Origin of the sequence: Rhodococcus sp. A14 (assembly GCF_011603105.1) — a bacterium.
Classification (GTDB): Bacteria; Actinomycetota; Actinomycetes; order Mycobacteriales; family Mycobacteriaceae; genus Rhodococcus_F; species Rhodococcus_F opacus.
Window position 1 is genome coordinate 47,282 of sequence record NZ_JAAOQS010000051.1, and the last position, 15,458, is coordinate 62,739.

Below are 15,458 nucleotides of genomic sequence, written 5' to 3' on the forward strand. Positions count from 1 at the left end.
GGCAGCGCGAGGGACGCGCCGCCACCGCGGATCTCGGCGATGACGGGCGTCGGATCTGGCGGCCGATCCTGGGGACGCCGGGCAGGTCAATTCGGGTGGATGCCGGAAAGAGCTGTCAGTCGCTCGCGATGGCGACTCATCGGGCCGAGGAGGGTTTGGACACTCCGCGCGCGGCGGTAGTAACGATGAGCGGAGTGCTCCCACGTAAAGCTGATTCCGCCGTGAACACGCATGCTCTCCTGCGCGCAGAAATCGAGGGCGTCCACCGCTGCGATCAACGCGTGAGTGGTGTCGAGCGGACTGGGGACGCCGTGTGTCTCGAGCGCCCGGGACGCTTCCCCGACCAGGGCAGCCGCTGTTTCGACTGAGGCCCACATCTCGGCGCACCGGTGCTTGACCGCCTGGAAGGCTCCGATCGGCTGCCCGAACTGACGGCGGCTTTTGGCATACTCGACGGCCGATTCGAGGCAGCGGCGGGCAGCGCCGGTGGACTCCGCTGCGAGGGCCAGAGCGGCGTAGTCCTGCGCGCGTCCCAGAGCCTCCATCCCTCCTTGGGCCTCGCCGAGCAACACGGCGGGCACCACGTCAAAGGTCAGTGACGCCTGACTACGCGAGAGGTCGATGGTGTCCATCGGTGAACGGAGAAGCCCTGGCGCAGTGCCTTCGACGACGAAAATCGCTGTCTGTTCACCGAGACGAGCAAGGACGAGGAGGATGTCGGCGCTGTATCCGTCTATTACGTGTGTTGTGTGCCCCGACAGGGCGAATTGCTTGCTTCCTGCGATGCGCGCGTGGACACCGCGGCTCGACCGATCCGTCGGATTTTCCAACCAGGCGACCGCAGCCGTCGAGGCTCCCGAAGCAAGGTCGGGAAGCAACCTTGTCGCGGTGCCGGCATCTGCGGCAAGGCGTATCAACGGTGTGGCGAGGCCGACCGAACTCAGCAAGGGTGAACCGTAGAGTACGCGACCAGCTTCCTCGAATACCGGAAGCAGGTCGGAGAAGCCGAAGCCCACTCCGCCGACATCCTCGGGAATCGCCATTGCCGGTACGCCGATACTTTCGGCGAGGAGCTGCCAGATGCGGCGATCGAATCCGTCTGCGGAGCCGGTGTCGTCCTCGCTACGCGACGACACATGCTGGTCGAGGAGCCGCCGGATTGCACCTGCGAGTTCGGTACGCTCCGGTGTCTGTTGCATGAACGGGGATGTCGTCACTGCTCTCCTGCCTTTCCTGTTGATTGCGAGGATGATTGATGCCCGACCGCAGTTCGTCGGTCTCGGGGGTCGACCGCCTGCTCGCGAGGAAGCCCGAGAATGCGTTCGGCGACGATGTTCCGTTGTATGTCATCGGTGCCGCCACCGAACGCCATCCCCGGCGAATTGAGGATTTCGTAAGCGGTTCCTGCGTACTCGTCACCGATCCACGCGCCACCACAAGGCAGGCCGAATTCGGTGGCCAAGCGCGCGTTCCTGAAGGCGTTGCGAGTTCGATGCATCTTTCCGAGGGATGTTTCCGGACCCAGCGGCAGTCCTGAACGGGCTTGTACTGTTGTTTGACGCGACAGAATGGCGGCTGTGCGTTCCCCCATCCAGGCGTCGAGAAGGGAACTCTGCACGTCGGGCACGGAGATGGTGTCGTGTCTGGTAACCAGGTCGACGAGTTCTCGGACCGAAATCGGGTTGCGAACCCCGACTCCACCGCTCCGCGATATCGCCAGCCGTTCGTGCCCGAGTACAGTGCCGGCCACCTTCCATCCTCCGCCGACGGTGCCGACGAGCCGGTCCGCCCGAACGAAGACGTTGTCGAGGAATACCTCGTTGAACTCGCCGTCGCCGGTCATCTGCTTGATGGGTCTGACTGTGACCCCCGGTGCGTTCATATCAATCAGCAACATCGTCAACCCCGAGTGTTTCGGTGCCTCGGGGTCGGTGCGGACCAGCGCAAGACCGAAGTCGGCCAGGTGCGCGTATGAGGTCCAGACCTTCTGGCCCTGTACGCGCCACCCGCCGTCGACTTCGGTTGCGCGCGTCATCACCCCGGCTAGATCGGAACCTGCATCAGGTTCGGAGAACAACTGACAGGCGATGGCGTCCGCACTCAGAATGCGAGGGCCGACCTCGGCCACGAGTTCGGCTGCTCCGACATCAATGAGGGCGGGAAGGATGACGTTGACGCCGAGGAACGCAGGTCGGTCCGCAGTCACGGCGAGCGTTGTGGCTTCGTCGGTGACGATGTCCTCGTGGTCAGCGGAAAGGCCTCTTCCCCCTGCATGTTCGGGAATCGAGACACCTGAGAAGCCGGCACGGTGAAGCGCCCCGCGCACTGCCCGCGCGCGATCCACCGGCGCGTCGACGCCGTGAAGGACTGCGGGAACCTCCCTCGCGAAGAACTCGCGGGCCTGCGTGCGGAAATCCTCGAGATCTGGCCGTTGAATCATGCTTCTCCCTTCAAAGGTTGGATACGCCACCGCACGAACCGGCGTGCGACGATCGGGAACCCGAGTCGGCAGCTGTCACCAGTCCCGGGCCGGCGACGGCACCTGAGTACGATCTAACGGTCGTTGAACGACTACGTCAAAGACACACTTTTGGATGTATTGACTGTATTTGCCTATCTATCTGTTTGTTCCTGAAAGCGTTCACGCCTGTGGCCGGATGTCGGACCGAGAACGCAGTCGAGGTGATGAGGCGCCACATCAGCACAACCGACCGTATTCCGTCGTTACACACCCAGCCGTTCTTTCCGGGTGACGTTTTGGCTCCCCTAGGGTGCCTGGTGTGTGTGGCGGCACGACCACATTCTTGAAACCGATCACGACGATCCCGGTCTCGATCGACCGGAGTCACGGGTACGCAACCCGGTCGGGTTTTCGGAATGGAGGAATGGATGTCGCCGAATTGTCATGTCGTTTCTGCGCCTGTAGGTGGGAACACGGTGGAAGGCCGTGTCGACCGGAAGCGGCTGGGGGAGGACGGCTACGTCGTCGTCCACGACGTACCCGACCGCACCGCTGCAGCGGAAGTGGTTGGCTCGCTGGGTGATCTGGTCCCGCAATACAACGGTCTGCTCACCCACGAGGTGACGTACCGTCCCGGCCACGATCATCGGGCGTACTCGCAGAGCGCGAACACGATTCTGGCGCACACCGAGGCCCCCGGCTGGGATCCCAGCCCGGCGTACCTGGCGCTGTTCTGCCACCGGCAGGCACGCTGCGGCGGCGGCCACACCGATCTGCTCGACATCCGGCGGCTCGTCGACGCCCTGGAACCGGCCGAGGTCACCCTGATGACGAACGCCGAACTGACCTTCCCGGGCCCGGACGGGGGTGTACGCACCGCGATGCTGGGCGCGGACGACACCGGCCGCACCACCCTGCGCTTCAGCTACAACCTGCTCACCGCGGCCGACTACGACCCACACCACGACTCCGACGTCGACGACACTCGGCTGCCGCTCGGCCTGGCCGGTCGCAGGTTGGCGCATCGCGTCAGCGACCTGTTCCACGAACTGCGCACCCGCGTGCTGATCCCCGAGAATGCGCTGCTCATCTGGGACAACCAGCGCATGCTGCACGCGCGCTCGGAGTACGCCGACCGCGCCCGTCACCTCACTCGTTTCTGGGCCGGCGACCGGACTCGCGCATGATCATCGACGACCTGCAGTGCTCCGACGCCGACGGGCTGGTCCACCTCCCCGGACTGCCGTCGTTCGACCCCGCCGACGAAGCCGAGAACGCCGTCATCAGCCGCCTCGCCGGCAATTGGCACCGACGGTCGACGGTAAAGCGCGACGAGCCCGACCTCGACGAGTTGTTCGACGCCGGCCGGGCCGACTACCCCGAGGCAATCGTGCCGTTCCGCGACCATCCGACGTGGCAGGCGATGCCCGACGCGCTTCGGTCGCGGCTGCTGAGCTGGGCCTGGATCGCGTACAACCGGCACACGGTGCTCGCCGAGCAACGCGTCGCCAACCCGGCGTTCGCGCTCGTGATGGACGGGGAGTTCCCGGGTCTCGGCGGCCAGGACATGGATATCGCCCTCGCCCAGGCCATGGTCGACGAGCAGTACCACACCCTGATGCACATCAACGCGAGCGCGCTGACCAGACGGAAACGGGGGAACCCGTTCCCCGACAGCGCCTTACCCGAATCCCACACCTCGCGGGCCCACCGTCGGCTGCGCGCCCATGCCGCCGAACGCTGGCAGCGCAGCCTGACCACGCTGGCCTTCGCCACGGTGTCCGAGATCTCGATCAACGCGTATCTCGATCTGCTCGCCGACGATCACGACATCCAGGTGGTCAACTCCACCACCGCGAAGCTGCACAACCGGGACGAGTACTGCCACGCATCCATTTCCGACGAGATGGCGAAGCTGGTGTACGACGTGCTGGACCCCGTCAAACGCCGCTTCTTCCTGGACATGCTGGTCGCCGGACTGGAAGCGTTCGTCGCCACGGACTACTCGACGTGGGAGGCGATCTTCCGGATCGAGAAGGTCACCGGATGGGAGAAGATGCTCGCCGACGTGCGGGCCGAGAAGTCCGGTTCGCGGCTCGTGCGCGACTACAACGGTCTGTATTCGCTGATGTCGGACATGAATGTTCTGGGCGAGGTCGACTTCGACTGGGGCTTGGCGGTGACGGACAAATGACCGTGCTCGATCTCGACACCCGCACAGCCCTCGCTCCGCGATCGATCAGCGGCGACCGGCTCCGCAAGCTCGTCGCCGAGCGTACCGGCGACCCGATGCTCGGGCACGAGGCACACGTGGTGTCCCAGGTGCTGCCGTTCAAGGTCAGCAGCTACGTCGTCGACGAACTGATCGACTGGGGCCGTGCGCCGGACGACCCGATGTACCGGCTGACCTTCCCGCACCGCGACATGCTCGAGCCCGAGCACTTCGCGCTGATCGAGCAGGCCGTGGCGCAGGGAGATCGGGGCACCGTCCGGCAGGCCGTCGACACGGTCCGGGCCGCGCTGAACCCGCATCCCGGTGACCAGCTGAGCATGAACGTTCCGCAGCACGACGACATCGACGGTTCGGGCATGCAGCACAAGTACGCCGAGACCCTCCTGGTGTTCCCCCGCCAGGGGCAGACCTGCCACAGCTATTGCGGCTACTGCTTCCGCTGGGCGCAGTTCGTGGACACCCCCGACCTGAAGATGGCCATGTCCGGGCCGGAGGCGATGACCCGATACCTCGACCTGCACCCCGGCATCACCGACGTGCTGTTGACCGGCGGCGACCCGCTGGTCATGCGGACCGAGTTGCTGGCCTCCTATCTGGAGCCGCTGCTCGAACCGGGGCGGGACCATGTCGAAACGATCCGGATCGGCACGAAGGCCGTCTCGTTCTGGCCGTACCGGCTGTTGGCCGGGCCGGAAGCCGACGACCTGCTGCGGTTGCTCGAGCGGCTGACCGTCGCCGGCAAGCACGTCGCGATGATGCTGCACCTGTCGCACGTCGCGGAACTGCAGACCGATGCCGCCCGGACGGCGCTGGCCCGGTTGGCATCGACCGGTGCGGTGCTCCGCGCTCAGGCCCCGGTGGTGCGTCACGTCAACGACGACCCGCGCACGTGGGCCGACCTCTGGCAGGCGCAGGTCCGCAACCGGGTCGTGCCGTACTACATGTTCGTCGAGCGGGACACCGGTGCGCGACCGTATTTCGGTCTGCCGCTGGCGCGAGCGGTCGACATCTACCGCGAAGCGCTGCAACGGGTCTCCGGACTCGGGCGGACCGCGCGGGGACCGGTGATGTCGGCGTCACCGGGGAAGGTCGTGGTCGACGGCGTCGTCGACCTCGACGGCGGACGAGCGTTCGCGCTGCGGTTCCTGCAGGCACGCCGGCCGGATCTGGTGGGCAAGCCGTTCTTCGCGAAATACGACGAGCACGCGCAGTGGTGGGACGACCTCCGCCCGCACGGCCCGCGCGACCGCGAATTCTTCGGTGTCGGAGGCACCACGTGAAGGTCACCGCGCACGAGATCAGCTTGACGCAACGGCATCTGTGGCGCTCTGCCAGAGAAGCGATTCCGGTGCAGCAGGGACTGGTGGTGGAGGTGGAGCAGGACGGTGTCGCCGGGTTCGGCGAGGCATCCGCGTTCATGACCGACCACTACAACTCGGGCCTGGACCGGATGCACGCGGATCTGCGACGGATTGCGCCGTTGCTGATCGACCTCGGTCCCGACGACCCGTTCGCGGTGTGGCGAGCGCTGTCCGCGGAGCTGCCCGATTCGCCGTTCGTCCTGGCCGCCCTCGACACCGCGGTGCACGACCTGCGGGCACGGCTACTCGGTGTGCCGCTGTGGCAGTCTCTCGGCCTGGAACGCCCGCGGGAGTTGCACTCCAGCTTCAGTATCGGGCTCGACGAGACCGAGGTGATGGTCCGCAAACTCCGCGAGCGGCCCGGATGGTCGGCGTACAAGATCAAGCTCGCCGACCCGGGAGACCTCACCGTCGTCAAGGAACTCCGCTGCCACACGACCGCACCGTTCTACGTGGACGGCAACTGCGGCTGGGAGCTGTCCCGACTGCTCCCCGTCCTGCCCGGCCTGCAGGAACTCGGCGTGCAGCTGATCGAGCAGCCGTTTCCGCGCTCAGGGTGGCGCGACGCCCGGATCCTGAAGGAGCGCAGCCCGATCCCGGTGATCGCGGACGAGAGCATCGCGTCGCCGCAGGACCTGGACGCCTGCACCGACGCGTTCGACGGAATCAACGTCAAACCGATGAAGGCCGGAGGAATCACCCCGTCCCTCACGCTGCTGCACCGAGCCCGAGAACGCGGACTGATCACCATGCTCGGCTGCATGCCCGAATCCGCGGCCGGGGTGTCGGCCACGGCCCACCTCGGGGGACTGGCCGACCACCTGGATGTCGACGCAGTCGACCTTCTCGCGGTGAACACCGGCCGCGGACTGACACTCGACGGCGCCGGCCGCGTCACCCTGCCGGATCGTCCCGGTTCCGGTTACCTTCCCGATCCCGCCGCCCACGGCTGGCGGGTTCGGCCGGTGTCCGCCGCCGACGTGCGACCGATCCGCCATACCGTGCTCCGGCCCGGTCAACCGGCCGAGACCTGCGTCTACCCCGAGGACGCGCACGTCGGCACCCGGCACTTCGCCACACTCGCCGCGGGGCGACCGATCGGCGTGGCCTCGCTGTACCACGAGGATCCACCCGAAACCCACGCCGTGCCAGGTCTTCTCCCCGGCCGGGGTTGGCGCCTCCGCGGTATGGCCACCCTCGAGGAGGTTCGCGGTACCGGTGCGGGGACCACACTCCTGCGCACCGCACTCACGAACGCCGCGCTGGCCGGCGCCGACGCGGTCTGGTGCAACGCCCGCACCACCGCCGCCGGCTTCTACGTCAAGCAGGGCTTCCGGATTCTGGGCCCGGAGTTCGACATCCCGGGCATCGGCCCCCACGTCTTCATGCATTGGAGTACTTCATGATCCACCAGACACCGAACCCTGGTTCGCTGATCGACGAGCAGGAGGCCCGTTGGCTCGCCTCGATCGCACTCGTCGAGGCCGGAGTGCCGGAGGACGACGCCGATCAGGTGGCTGTCGCGCTCGTCGACACGTCCCTGCGCGGCATCGACACCCACGGTCTGCGGTTGCTGCCGCAATACCTGGACGAACTCGCGACGGGCGTCGCAAATGCAGCGGCGTGCCCGACCGTGGTCCGGGACCGTGGGGCCGGGCTGCTGCTGGATGCGGACGGCGCACTCGGCGTGCTCGCCGGACTCGCTGCCGCCCGCCTGGCAGCCGACCGGGCCAAGGCTTTCGGCGTCGCGGCAGTGGGCGTGCGCAATTCCAACCATTTCGGCGCGGCGTCGGTCTACACCCGGCACCTGGCCGGGCAGGGGATGATCGGTATCGCAGTCACGTCCGCCGCGTCCCGGGTGGCTCCGTACGGCGGGGTCGAGCCGCTGTTCGGCACCAACCCGATCAGCGTGGCCGCGGGCACGGGGGATGACGGGCTCGCCCTCGACATGGCCACCAGCCAGGTGTGTTTCGGTGAGGTGAAGCACCGCCGGGCCGAGGGACGACCGCTGAACAGCGGCTGGGCCACCGATCGCGACGGGCGGCCCACCGCGGAACCCGACGAGGCGTACGCCCTGTCGCCACTCGGCGGCTACAAGGGACAGGGCCTGGCAATGGCGGTCACTCTGCTGGGCGCCGTGTTGACCGGGTCGCCGCCCGACTGGCAGCTCGAGCAAGTCGGTGAGGGAACCCCCGGTCGAAGCCGAGGGGTCGGCCACTTCATCTTCGCCCTGGACCCCGGAGCGTTCAGTGGGCATGCGCAATTCACGGCCGGGCTGGCGGATCTCCTCGGCACCGTCCGCGGGGCGACGCCCGCCACTGGGACGCCGGTGGTGGCCTCGGGTGATCCGCAACGCGCCCACGAGCGCGAACGACGGGCGCGGGGGATACCGCTGGATGCCCGGACCGCGGAGGTCTTCGCCACGCTGGACACAACTTTCGATGGATTCGCCGTGACGAGGAAGGAAGCTTCTCGATGATTCTCGTACTGATCAGCCCGCGTGCCGCCGGGTTGCCCTTCGCCCAGTGGCTGCCGGAGAAGAGCGGACGGCTGGTGGCGGTCTGCGCCGAGGGAACGGATCCGGGTGAGGGATTCGCCGAGATCGTCACGGTCACCGACTATCACGACGACGACGCGGTGCTGGGCGCCGCTCGGGAACTCGCCGGACGGCACCGGCCGGAAGCGGTCGTCGCCCTCGCCGAGGTCGATGTGGAGAGGGCCGCCACATTGCGCGGCGAACTCGGCCTGCCCGGCCTGGACACCGCTACGGCAGCCGGTTACCGCGACAAGATCCTGATGAAGGAAATGGCTCGGGCCGCAGGGCTTCTCGTTCCGGTCTTCGCCCCGGTACGCCATCCGGCGGACATCGTCGACTTCATGGCAGGCAACCCGGGCCGGGTCGTCGTCAAACCGCGCAGTGGTTCCGGCTCCACCGGCGTGTACGTGCTCGATTCGCCGGCGCAGGCAACCGGACTCGCCGACATCGTCACGGCCACACCGTACGAAGTCGAGGAATTCATCGACGGTGCGGTGCACCATGTGGACGCGTTCCGCGTCGCCGGAGACCCGGTGGCCGCCATCGCGTCCCGCTACACCGGCCAGGGGTGCCTCGAGCACTGGACCGACGCCCCGTTCGGCTCCCGGTCTGTCGACACCACCGACCCGGTGTGCGCACGACTGGTGGACGAGACCTGGCGGCTCGTCGATGCACTGGGCTCGCCGCCCACCGTCTGCGTGCACGCCGAGTTCTTCGTCACCGCGGACGGCGACATCGTGCTCTGTGAAGTGGCGGCACGGATCGGCGGCGGACCGATACCGACGATGCTCCGCCATGTCCTGGGCATCGATCCGCGGGATCTCTGGGCGCGGGTGGAATGCGGGTTGCCGACCGACCTGGATGCTGTCCGGGACCGGGTGGCGACCGCCCCGTACGCAGCGTTCTACGGCGTGCCGCCGCGCCGGGGCCGGGTGCTGCGACTGCCGGACGCACCGCCGGGCGTGCACGACTTCACGCTGAACACCCACGTCGGCGACGACTGGACCCCTGCCCGGTACAACGAGCGCAAGTCGGCGGACTTCCTCGCCTACTGGGTGGTGACCGACCCCGACTTCACGGCGCTGGGCAATCGGCTGATCGCCACTGCCGAACAGGTGAGCGCCGGATTCGAGTGGGACCGTGCCGAAAGCGAGGACGCAGCATGACCGCCACCGATGTCGACGGGATCACCGGCCACGTCCTGCCCCGCGGCGCCCGCCCCACCGCCGCCGACTTCGCGGGCATCGCCGACCCGGACATCATCTGGGAGGACGCGCGGTGGTGGCGGTTCACCGAACGCACCGACCTGCACGAGGTGCGTTACCTCGAGGTGCGCGCGGACGGCCGCACCGTCGCGGTCGCGCCGCTGCTGTTCACGGCGCGGCCCGGGGGCCTGCTCTTCTACGACCCGCCCCGGCTGGCGGGAACCGCAGGCCCGATGGCCGAACCGGAGTTGCTCGATCACCCCGATCGGCTGCGCTGGGCCGAGCTCACCGAGGCGCTGCCCGATGCCCGCGAGGATCAGTACCCGTCGCTGGCGCTCGCGACGTTCGGAAACCACCACGGTGTCGCGCACGCGCCCGGCCGTTCGCACGATCAGCGCCGCGTGGTCATGGCGGCCCTGCCCGACCTGCTCCATCAGGCCGGTGACGAACTCGGCTGCCGCAGTGTGGCATTGCTGTACGTCGGTGCGTCCGACGCCGAGGAGGTGGACGGTTCAGCATCCGGCGCCGGGTACACGGCGGCCCTGCTGGGCGCCGAGGGTGTGCAGGACCTGAGCGGCCACAGCTGGGCGGAATACGTCGCGAGCCTGAGCAAGCGCCGTCGCGTCCGGCTCCGCAAGGAGGTCGCCGACTACACCGAGGCCGGCCTGCGCACAGTGGTCCGCTGGGGTCCCGCGGCGATCGACGACGACGTCGTCGCCCTCCAGGTCGCGCACCGGGCCAAGTACGGGCTGCCCGGCGGCGAGGACCGGGTCCGACGCGACTTCGACGCCGTCCGTGAGGAATTGGGCGATTCCTGTGTGGTGCTCGGTGCCGAACTCGACGGTCGCCTCGTGGGTTTCGTGCTCTACCTCCGCACCCCCGACACGTTGTTCGCCAGGACCGCCGGCTTCGCCCCGGGGATTCGTGGCTGCTACCTGACCCTGACCTACCACGAGACCGCGCACTGGGCGGTGGAGCACGGCATCCGTCGCGTCCACTACGGCCTCGCCGCCTACGAGGCCAAGATCGCCCGCGGATGCGAACTGCGACCCCGCTGGGGCTGGTTCGCATTCCGCGGCGAAGGCGCCGACAAGTATCGCGAGGCTCTGACACTGCAGTCGCGCAGCATCGAGCGGCGGCTGGACCTGGTCGGTGCACCGGCAGTCCCCGTCCCGTCCCGGCGGCCCGCCGCCACCGAACCGAAAGCAGAACAATGGAACTGATCCCCAACAGCACCGTCTGGATGGACGGTGAATTCGTCGCCTGGGACCAGGCGCAGGTCCATGTATTGACACCGAGTCTGCACTACGGATGGGGTGTCTACGAGGGCATCCGGGCCTACGCGACCGACCGTGGTCCGGCCGTGTTCCGGCTGCGCGAGCACCTGCGACGGCTGCACGACTCGGCACGGGTGTACCTGATGGACCCCGGGTGGTCGGTGGACGAGCTCACCGAGATCTCGCTCGAACTGCTCCGCCGCACCGGCCTGGACTCCGGCTATCTGCGACCGATCGTCTACCTCGGCTACGGCTCGATGGGGGTCGCGCCTGCGCTGGACACCGCCCGGGTGGCCATCGCGGCCTGGCCGTGGGGTTCGTACCACGGCGAAACCGCGGACCAGGAGGGCTGCCGCCTCGTCGTCAGCAGCTGGCAACGCAACGGCGTTCACTCGGTCCCGCCGCTCGCCAAAGCGACTGGTGCCTATGTCAATTCGGCTCTGGCGAAGGTCGGCGCGCTGCGCGCCGGATACGACGACGCACTGATGCTCACCTCCACCGGGCACGTCGCCGAAGCATCCGCCGCGAACATCTTCGCCGTCCGCGACGGTGAACTGATCACCCCGCCGGTCGGCGACAACATCCTGCCCGGTCTCACCCGCGACACCGTGATCACGCTCGCCCGTGACCTGGGGATCACGGTGAGGGAGCAAAGCGTGACCCGCAGCGAGCTCTACGTCGCCGACGAGGCGTTTCTCACCGGCACCGCCGCCGAGGTGGTCCCGGTGGCGTCGGTCGACGACCGCCCGGTGGCGGCGGGCGGGTGCGGCCCGATCACCAAGCAACTGCGCGACGTCTTCCACGACGTGGTCCGCGGGCGCGAGCCCACCTACCGTCACTGGCTGGAGTTCGCATGAGCACACGTTTACTGTCTTCGGCCGCACCCGATCGGGTCGCGGCGGTCTGGGATGCCGAAGGCCTCGGAATCCTGGAGGGTGCCGTCACCGGATTCGCGAGCGCGGCAGACCTGCTCGACGGCAGCGCGTGGGCGAATGCGCGTCGCGAGGAGATCGCCGACCGGGTGGTCGACGTGATCGCCGTCCGGGCCTGGCACGCCCTTCCGCAGCTGTCGCACGGTCGCGCCCGGAGGGTGGCCCGGCGCTGCATCGCCTACTCGCTTGCAGCGGACACAGTCCGCGCCGACGGGAGCGGCACCGCCCGGGCCGACTGCTGGACCCTGACCACCCATGCGTTGGAACTGCTGACGATTCGCGAACACTTCGACGCGGCTGCCCACCGGTCCAGGGAGCTTCTCGGAGTCGCTCCCCGGGGAAGGTTGCTGGCGGCCTGGCAGATGGTGGACGACGCGCTCGGAGCCCTCGGCACCACCCGCCACGAATGGGTGGGTGCAGACCCCGCGACCGTCGCGGCCGCCGGGTGGGTGCTGGTCGACCGGATGAGCCGACTCCTCATGGCGGCGGCGCTGGTCGCGCAGTCCGCGGCAGCCTCGGCTGGGGATGCCGAACTACTCGTCAACGCGGCCCGTCGGTACGCCTGGAACCACCTGCGGCGTCCGGCGCCCGAGGCGGCGACACCCACCCACGTGCAGCGGTCGGCCGATCTCGTGCACGCCTTCCTGACGCCGGGGAGCATCCCGTGAGCGCCCGCCTGCGGCGGCTGGGTGATGCGCTGCTTCCCGACAGCGCGGCCGGTCGCACGCTCGCCGTCGGCGCCGGCGTCGACTCGCTGGGTACCGGGATGTTCTTCGCGTCGTTCGCGCTGTACTTCATTGGCGTGGTCGGTCTCACCGCGAACCAGATCGCCCTGGCCACCACGATCGCGGGTGCGCTCGCGCTTCTCGCCCCGGTGCCCCTGGGCAGGCTGGCCGACCGGGTGGGGCCCGGCCGGTTCTATGTGGCACTCCTGCTGGTGCGCGGCATCGGCTACGGATGCTTCGCGCTCGTATCCGATTTCACCGCCTACCTCGTGCTCACCGTGCTGCTCACCGCGGCCGACCGGGCGAGCAGCCCGATCCAGCAGGCCGTCGTGACGGCGGTGATCGGCGGCCACGACCGGACCCGGACGATGGCGACCATCCGCGCCATCCGGAACGTGGGTCTCACCGCGGGGTTCCTGCTGGCGGGTGTCGTCTTCGTGACCGGCACCTCCGCCGCGTTCACGGCGCTGTTCCTGGGCAACGGAATCTCCTTCGTGGTCATCGCGTTCGCCGTCCGGCTCGTACTCCGGAGGACGGGAACGGTCGTGCAACGCACGCCTCTCCCCGCTGGTCCCGGGCCGGCTGAAACCGCGGTGCGCTCGCCGTTCCGCGACCGGTGGTTCATGGTCTTCACGGTCGGCAACGGTGTCCTGTCGCTGTACGACACCGTGCTGATCGTTCTGCTCCCGATCTGGGTCATCGAGTACACGTCGGTGCCGCTCGCGTGGGTGCCGGTGCTCATGGCGGTCAACACCGTGCTGACGGTGGTCCTGCAGGTCTACGTCGCCCGGTTCGCCGAGGGCACGTCCGCGGCGGCGCGACTCCTGACGTGGACCGGGGCGCTGATGGCCTTCTGCTGCGGTGCACTCGCCGTCGGCCAGATGGCCGACACCGTTCCGGCGATCGTCGCCGTTGTCGTTGCGGTGGTGGCACTGTCGGTCGCCGAGAACATCCACTCCGTGGCCGCCTGGGAACTGTCGGCCGAGCTGTCCCCGCGGCCCGCCGTCGCCCGCTATCTGGGCGCGTTCAGTCTCGGCATGACGGGCCAGAAGGTGCTCGGCCCCACCATTCTGGTCGTCGTCCTGTTGCCGGCCGGTCTCCTGGCGTGGCCCGTCCTGGCCGGGACGTTCGGGGCCGCGGCACTGGTCTCCCGGACGGCGGCGCATCGCAGTCTCGCGGAACGCGCACGGACGAAGGAACGCCCGGACGGCGACCGTCCTGCACTGTCTCCCTTCTCGATACTCGAGGTGAAGAAATGACCGAACACGTCCTCGTCGTCGGCAGCGGCCGCGACCTCCCGGGCCGGGTCCGTGACGCCCTTCCCGGCACCCAGACCTCGGTGATCTGCCGACTGGAATTCGTCGCCAAGCTTCGCCGTCTGACCGAGCACTCGCGGGTCATCGCCGTGCGGCACGACGCGCCGGACGAGGAGTGGATCGCGTTGGCCGCGGCGGCGCATGCGCAGCATCCGTTCACCCGGATCGCCACGTTCGGCGAACGCGACCAGGACCGCTGCGCCGCGATCGGGGAGGCCCTCGGCCTGTCCACCCACTCGCGCCGCACGGTGACGTCGGTCCACGACAAGAACGCCATGCGCGCCGCGCTTCGCGAATCCGGCGTCGATGCCACCGCCTCCGCCGTCGTCGCCGACGTGGATGCGTTGCGTGCCTTCGCGTTCGAACACGGCTTTCCCTGCGTGGTCAAACCGGTGTGTGGCGCGGGCAGTGCCGGGGTGGCCGTGGTTCGGGAGGAGAGCGCACTGGCCGCGGCGTTCGCACGCGCCGGGGGCGACTTCGACGGCCTGACCACCAGCGGGGTGCTCGTCGAGCGGTTCCACGAAGGCCCGCAATTCAGCGTGGAGGCCTTCTCGGAATGCGGCGAACACCAGATCGTCGCCGTCACCCGCAAGTTCTCCGACCCGGCGAACTTCGTCGAACTCGGGCACGTGGCACCGGCAGCCCTCGCCGCGGAGCAGGAAGAACGGATCCATACGTACGTGACGAGTGTGCTCGACGCCGTCGGTGTGGAGTTCGGTGCAACCCACACCGAGATCGTGCTCACCCCGACCGGTCCCCGGGTGATCGAAACCCACGTGCGGATGGGCGGCGACGAGATTCCGGCCCTGGCCCTCGACGCCACCGGTGTGGACCTCGCCGAATGCGTCGTGCGGCAGACCGTCGGGGAGAAGGTCCTACCCGGGATCCGGGCCGTCCTCGCCGAGGAGCGGCCGGCCCGCTGTTCCGCGATCTGGTTCGCCGCCGCACCGGTCGCGGGTGTTCTCACCGACGTCAGCGGCATCGACGACGCCCGGAAGGTCGACGGCGTGACCGATGTGCAACTCCTGGTCCGCCCGGGTGGCGCGGTCACCGTCCTGGAATCGTCCGATTCACGTGTCGCGTACGCACGCGCGGTCGGGGACACCGCCGAACAGGCACTCGACGCCGCCCGGGAGGCCATGGCACGCCTCGAATTTCAGGTGCGCGTGGCCGCCGCGAACACGGTGACGGTGTGATCCCGCAGCTGTTCTCTCGAGTTCACAGTCCGACAGCGGTCTCGAGGAGATCGAGTTCGGCGTCGAGCTGATCGAGCATGGGGTGCAGATCCGGGACGGTGCGGCGGCAGCCGGTGAGGCCGAAGACGATCTGGTCGTCGCTGCTGGTGCACGTGATGTTGAGTGCCTGCCCGGTGGTGGGGATGGACAGCGGGTAGAGGGATTCGAGTCGGGCCC

Annotated in this window: 14 protein-coding genes; 11 read left to right on the top strand and 3 right to left on the bottom strand. The window is 68.5% G+C overall.

The genetic code is table 11. The features are described 5' to 3' along the window. Positions 1 to 86 precede the first annotated feature (86 nt). Positions 87 to 1,217 (bottom strand): acyl-CoA dehydrogenase family protein, encoded by a 1,131-nt coding sequence (locus G9373_RS24530; protein WP_005568427.1) that lies wholly within the window; start codon positions 1,215 to 1,217, stop codon positions 87 to 89. Then, positions 1,214 to 2,440: an acyl-CoA dehydrogenase family protein gene (locus G9373_RS24535; RefSeq protein ID WP_167117176.1), complete on the bottom strand. Its 1,227-nt coding sequence runs from the start codon at positions 2,438 to 2,440 to the stop codon at positions 1,214 to 1,216. The genes G9373_RS24530 and G9373_RS24535 overlap by 4 nt, the downstream gene beginning before the upstream one ends. Positions 2,441 to 2,889: 449 nt before the next feature. On the opposite strand from G9373_RS24535, the gene G9373_RS24540 reads away from it, so the two are divergent. The 11 genes from G9373_RS24540 to G9373_RS24590 are packed head-to-tail and all read left to right on the top strand — an operon-like array spanning position 2,890 to position 15,242. Beyond that, entirely contained in the window at positions 2,890 to 3,648 is a 759-nt protein-coding gene (locus G9373_RS24540; RefSeq protein ID WP_167117179.1) for a TauD/TfdA family dioxygenase, read from the top strand. After that, on the top strand, positions 3,645 to 4,655 hold the full coding sequence (locus G9373_RS24545) for a diiron oxygenase (RefSeq protein ID WP_167117183.1): 1,011 nt from the start codon (positions 3,645 to 3,647) through the stop codon (positions 4,653 to 4,655). The genes G9373_RS24540 and G9373_RS24545 overlap by 4 nt, the downstream gene beginning before the upstream one ends. Further along, complete coding sequence (locus G9373_RS24550; protein ID WP_167117186.1) at positions 4,652 to 5,974, top strand: lysine 2,3-aminomutase; 1,323 nt, start codon at positions 4,652 to 4,654, stop codon at positions 5,972 to 5,974. The genes G9373_RS24545 and G9373_RS24550 overlap by 4 nt, the downstream gene beginning before the upstream one ends. Next, on the top strand, positions 5,971 to 7,461 hold the full coding sequence (locus G9373_RS24555; protein WP_167117189.1) for a GNAT family N-acetyltransferase: 1,491 nt from the start codon (positions 5,971 to 5,973) through the stop codon (positions 7,459 to 7,461). Before G9373_RS24550 ends, G9373_RS24555 begins: the two co-directional genes overlap by 4 nt. Further along, on the top strand, positions 7,458 to 8,534 hold the full coding sequence (locus tag G9373_RS24560) for an Ldh family oxidoreductase (protein WP_167117192.1): 1,077 nt from the start codon (positions 7,458 to 7,460) through the stop codon (positions 8,532 to 8,534). The genes G9373_RS24555 and G9373_RS24560 overlap by 4 nt, the downstream gene beginning before the upstream one ends. Continuing rightward, the gene (locus G9373_RS24565; protein ID WP_167117195.1) at positions 8,531 to 9,757 is read left to right on the top strand and encodes a carboxylate--amine ligase; all 1,227 of its coding nucleotides are present in this window, start codon (positions 8,531 to 8,533) and stop codon (positions 9,755 to 9,757) included. The genes G9373_RS24560 and G9373_RS24565 overlap by 4 nt, the downstream gene beginning before the upstream one ends. After that, a complete protein-coding gene (locus G9373_RS24570; protein ID WP_167117198.1) occupies positions 9,754 to 11,019 on the top strand; it encodes a GNAT family N-acetyltransferase in 1,266 nt (421 codons plus the stop codon). Before G9373_RS24565 ends, G9373_RS24570 begins: the two co-directional genes overlap by 4 nt. After that, the gene (locus G9373_RS24575; RefSeq protein WP_167117201.1) at positions 11,010 to 11,930 is read left to right on the top strand and encodes a branched-chain amino acid transaminase; all 921 of its coding nucleotides are present in this window, start codon (positions 11,010 to 11,012) and stop codon (positions 11,928 to 11,930) included. The genes G9373_RS24570 and G9373_RS24575 overlap by 10 nt, the downstream gene beginning before the upstream one ends. Next, positions 11,927 to 12,673, top strand: a complete 747-nt coding sequence (locus tag G9373_RS24580; RefSeq protein WP_005565934.1) for a hypothetical protein — start codon at positions 11,927 to 11,929, stop codon at positions 12,671 to 12,673. The genes G9373_RS24575 and G9373_RS24580 overlap by 4 nt, the downstream gene beginning before the upstream one ends. Continuing rightward, on the top strand, positions 12,670 to 13,989 hold the full coding sequence (locus G9373_RS24585; protein ID WP_167117204.1) for an MFS transporter: 1,320 nt from the start codon (positions 12,670 to 12,672) through the stop codon (positions 13,987 to 13,989). Before G9373_RS24580 ends, G9373_RS24585 begins: the two co-directional genes overlap by 4 nt. After that, positions 13,986 to 15,242, top strand: coding sequence for an ATP-grasp domain-containing protein (locus tag G9373_RS24590; RefSeq protein ID WP_167117207.1), 1,257 nt, complete (start codon positions 13,986 to 13,988; stop codon positions 15,240 to 15,242). Before G9373_RS24585 ends, G9373_RS24590 begins: the two co-directional genes overlap by 4 nt. A gap of 22 nt (positions 15,243 to 15,264) precedes the next feature. Here the strand turns inward: G9373_RS24590 and G9373_RS24595 are convergent. After that, positions 15,265 to 15,458, bottom strand: a 194-nt coding sequence (locus tag G9373_RS24595; protein WP_167117209.1) for a WS/DGAT domain-containing protein, incomplete at its 5' end; no start/stop codon positions are given.

Bases quoted from the DNA above. Each gene is read 5' to 3' on its own strand.
- G9373_RS24535 (WP_167117176.1), bottom strand. From the start codon at position 2,440: ATGATTCAACGGCCAGATCTCGAGGATTTCCGCACGCAGGCCCGCGAG.
- G9373_RS24540 (WP_167117179.1), top strand. From the start codon at position 2,890: ATGTCGCCGAATTGTCATGTCGTTTCTGCGCCTGTAGGTGGGAACACG.
- G9373_RS24545 (WP_167117183.1), top strand. From the start codon at position 3,645: ATGATCATCGACGACCTGCAGTGCTCCGACGCCGACGGGCTGGTCCAC.
- G9373_RS24550 (WP_167117186.1), top strand. From the start codon at position 4,652: ATGACCGTGCTCGATCTCGACACCCGCACAGCCCTCGCTCCGCGATCG.
- G9373_RS24560 (WP_167117192.1), top strand. From the start codon at position 7,458: ATGATCCACCAGACACCGAACCCTGGTTCGCTGATCGACGAGCAGGAG.
- G9373_RS24565 (WP_167117195.1), top strand. From the start codon at position 8,531: ATGATTCTCGTACTGATCAGCCCGCGTGCCGCCGGGTTGCCCTTCGCC.
- G9373_RS24570 (WP_167117198.1), top strand. From the start codon at position 9,754: ATGACCGCCACCGATGTCGACGGGATCACCGGCCACGTCCTGCCCCGC.
- G9373_RS24575 (WP_167117201.1), top strand. From the start codon at position 11,010: ATGGAACTGATCCCCAACAGCACCGTCTGGATGGACGGTGAATTCGTC.
- G9373_RS24580 (WP_005565934.1), top strand. From the start codon at position 11,927: ATGAGCACACGTTTACTGTCTTCGGCCGCACCCGATCGGGTCGCGGCG.
- G9373_RS24590 (WP_167117207.1), top strand. From the start codon at position 13,986: ATGACCGAACACGTCCTCGTCGTCGGCAGCGGCCGCGACCTCCCGGGC.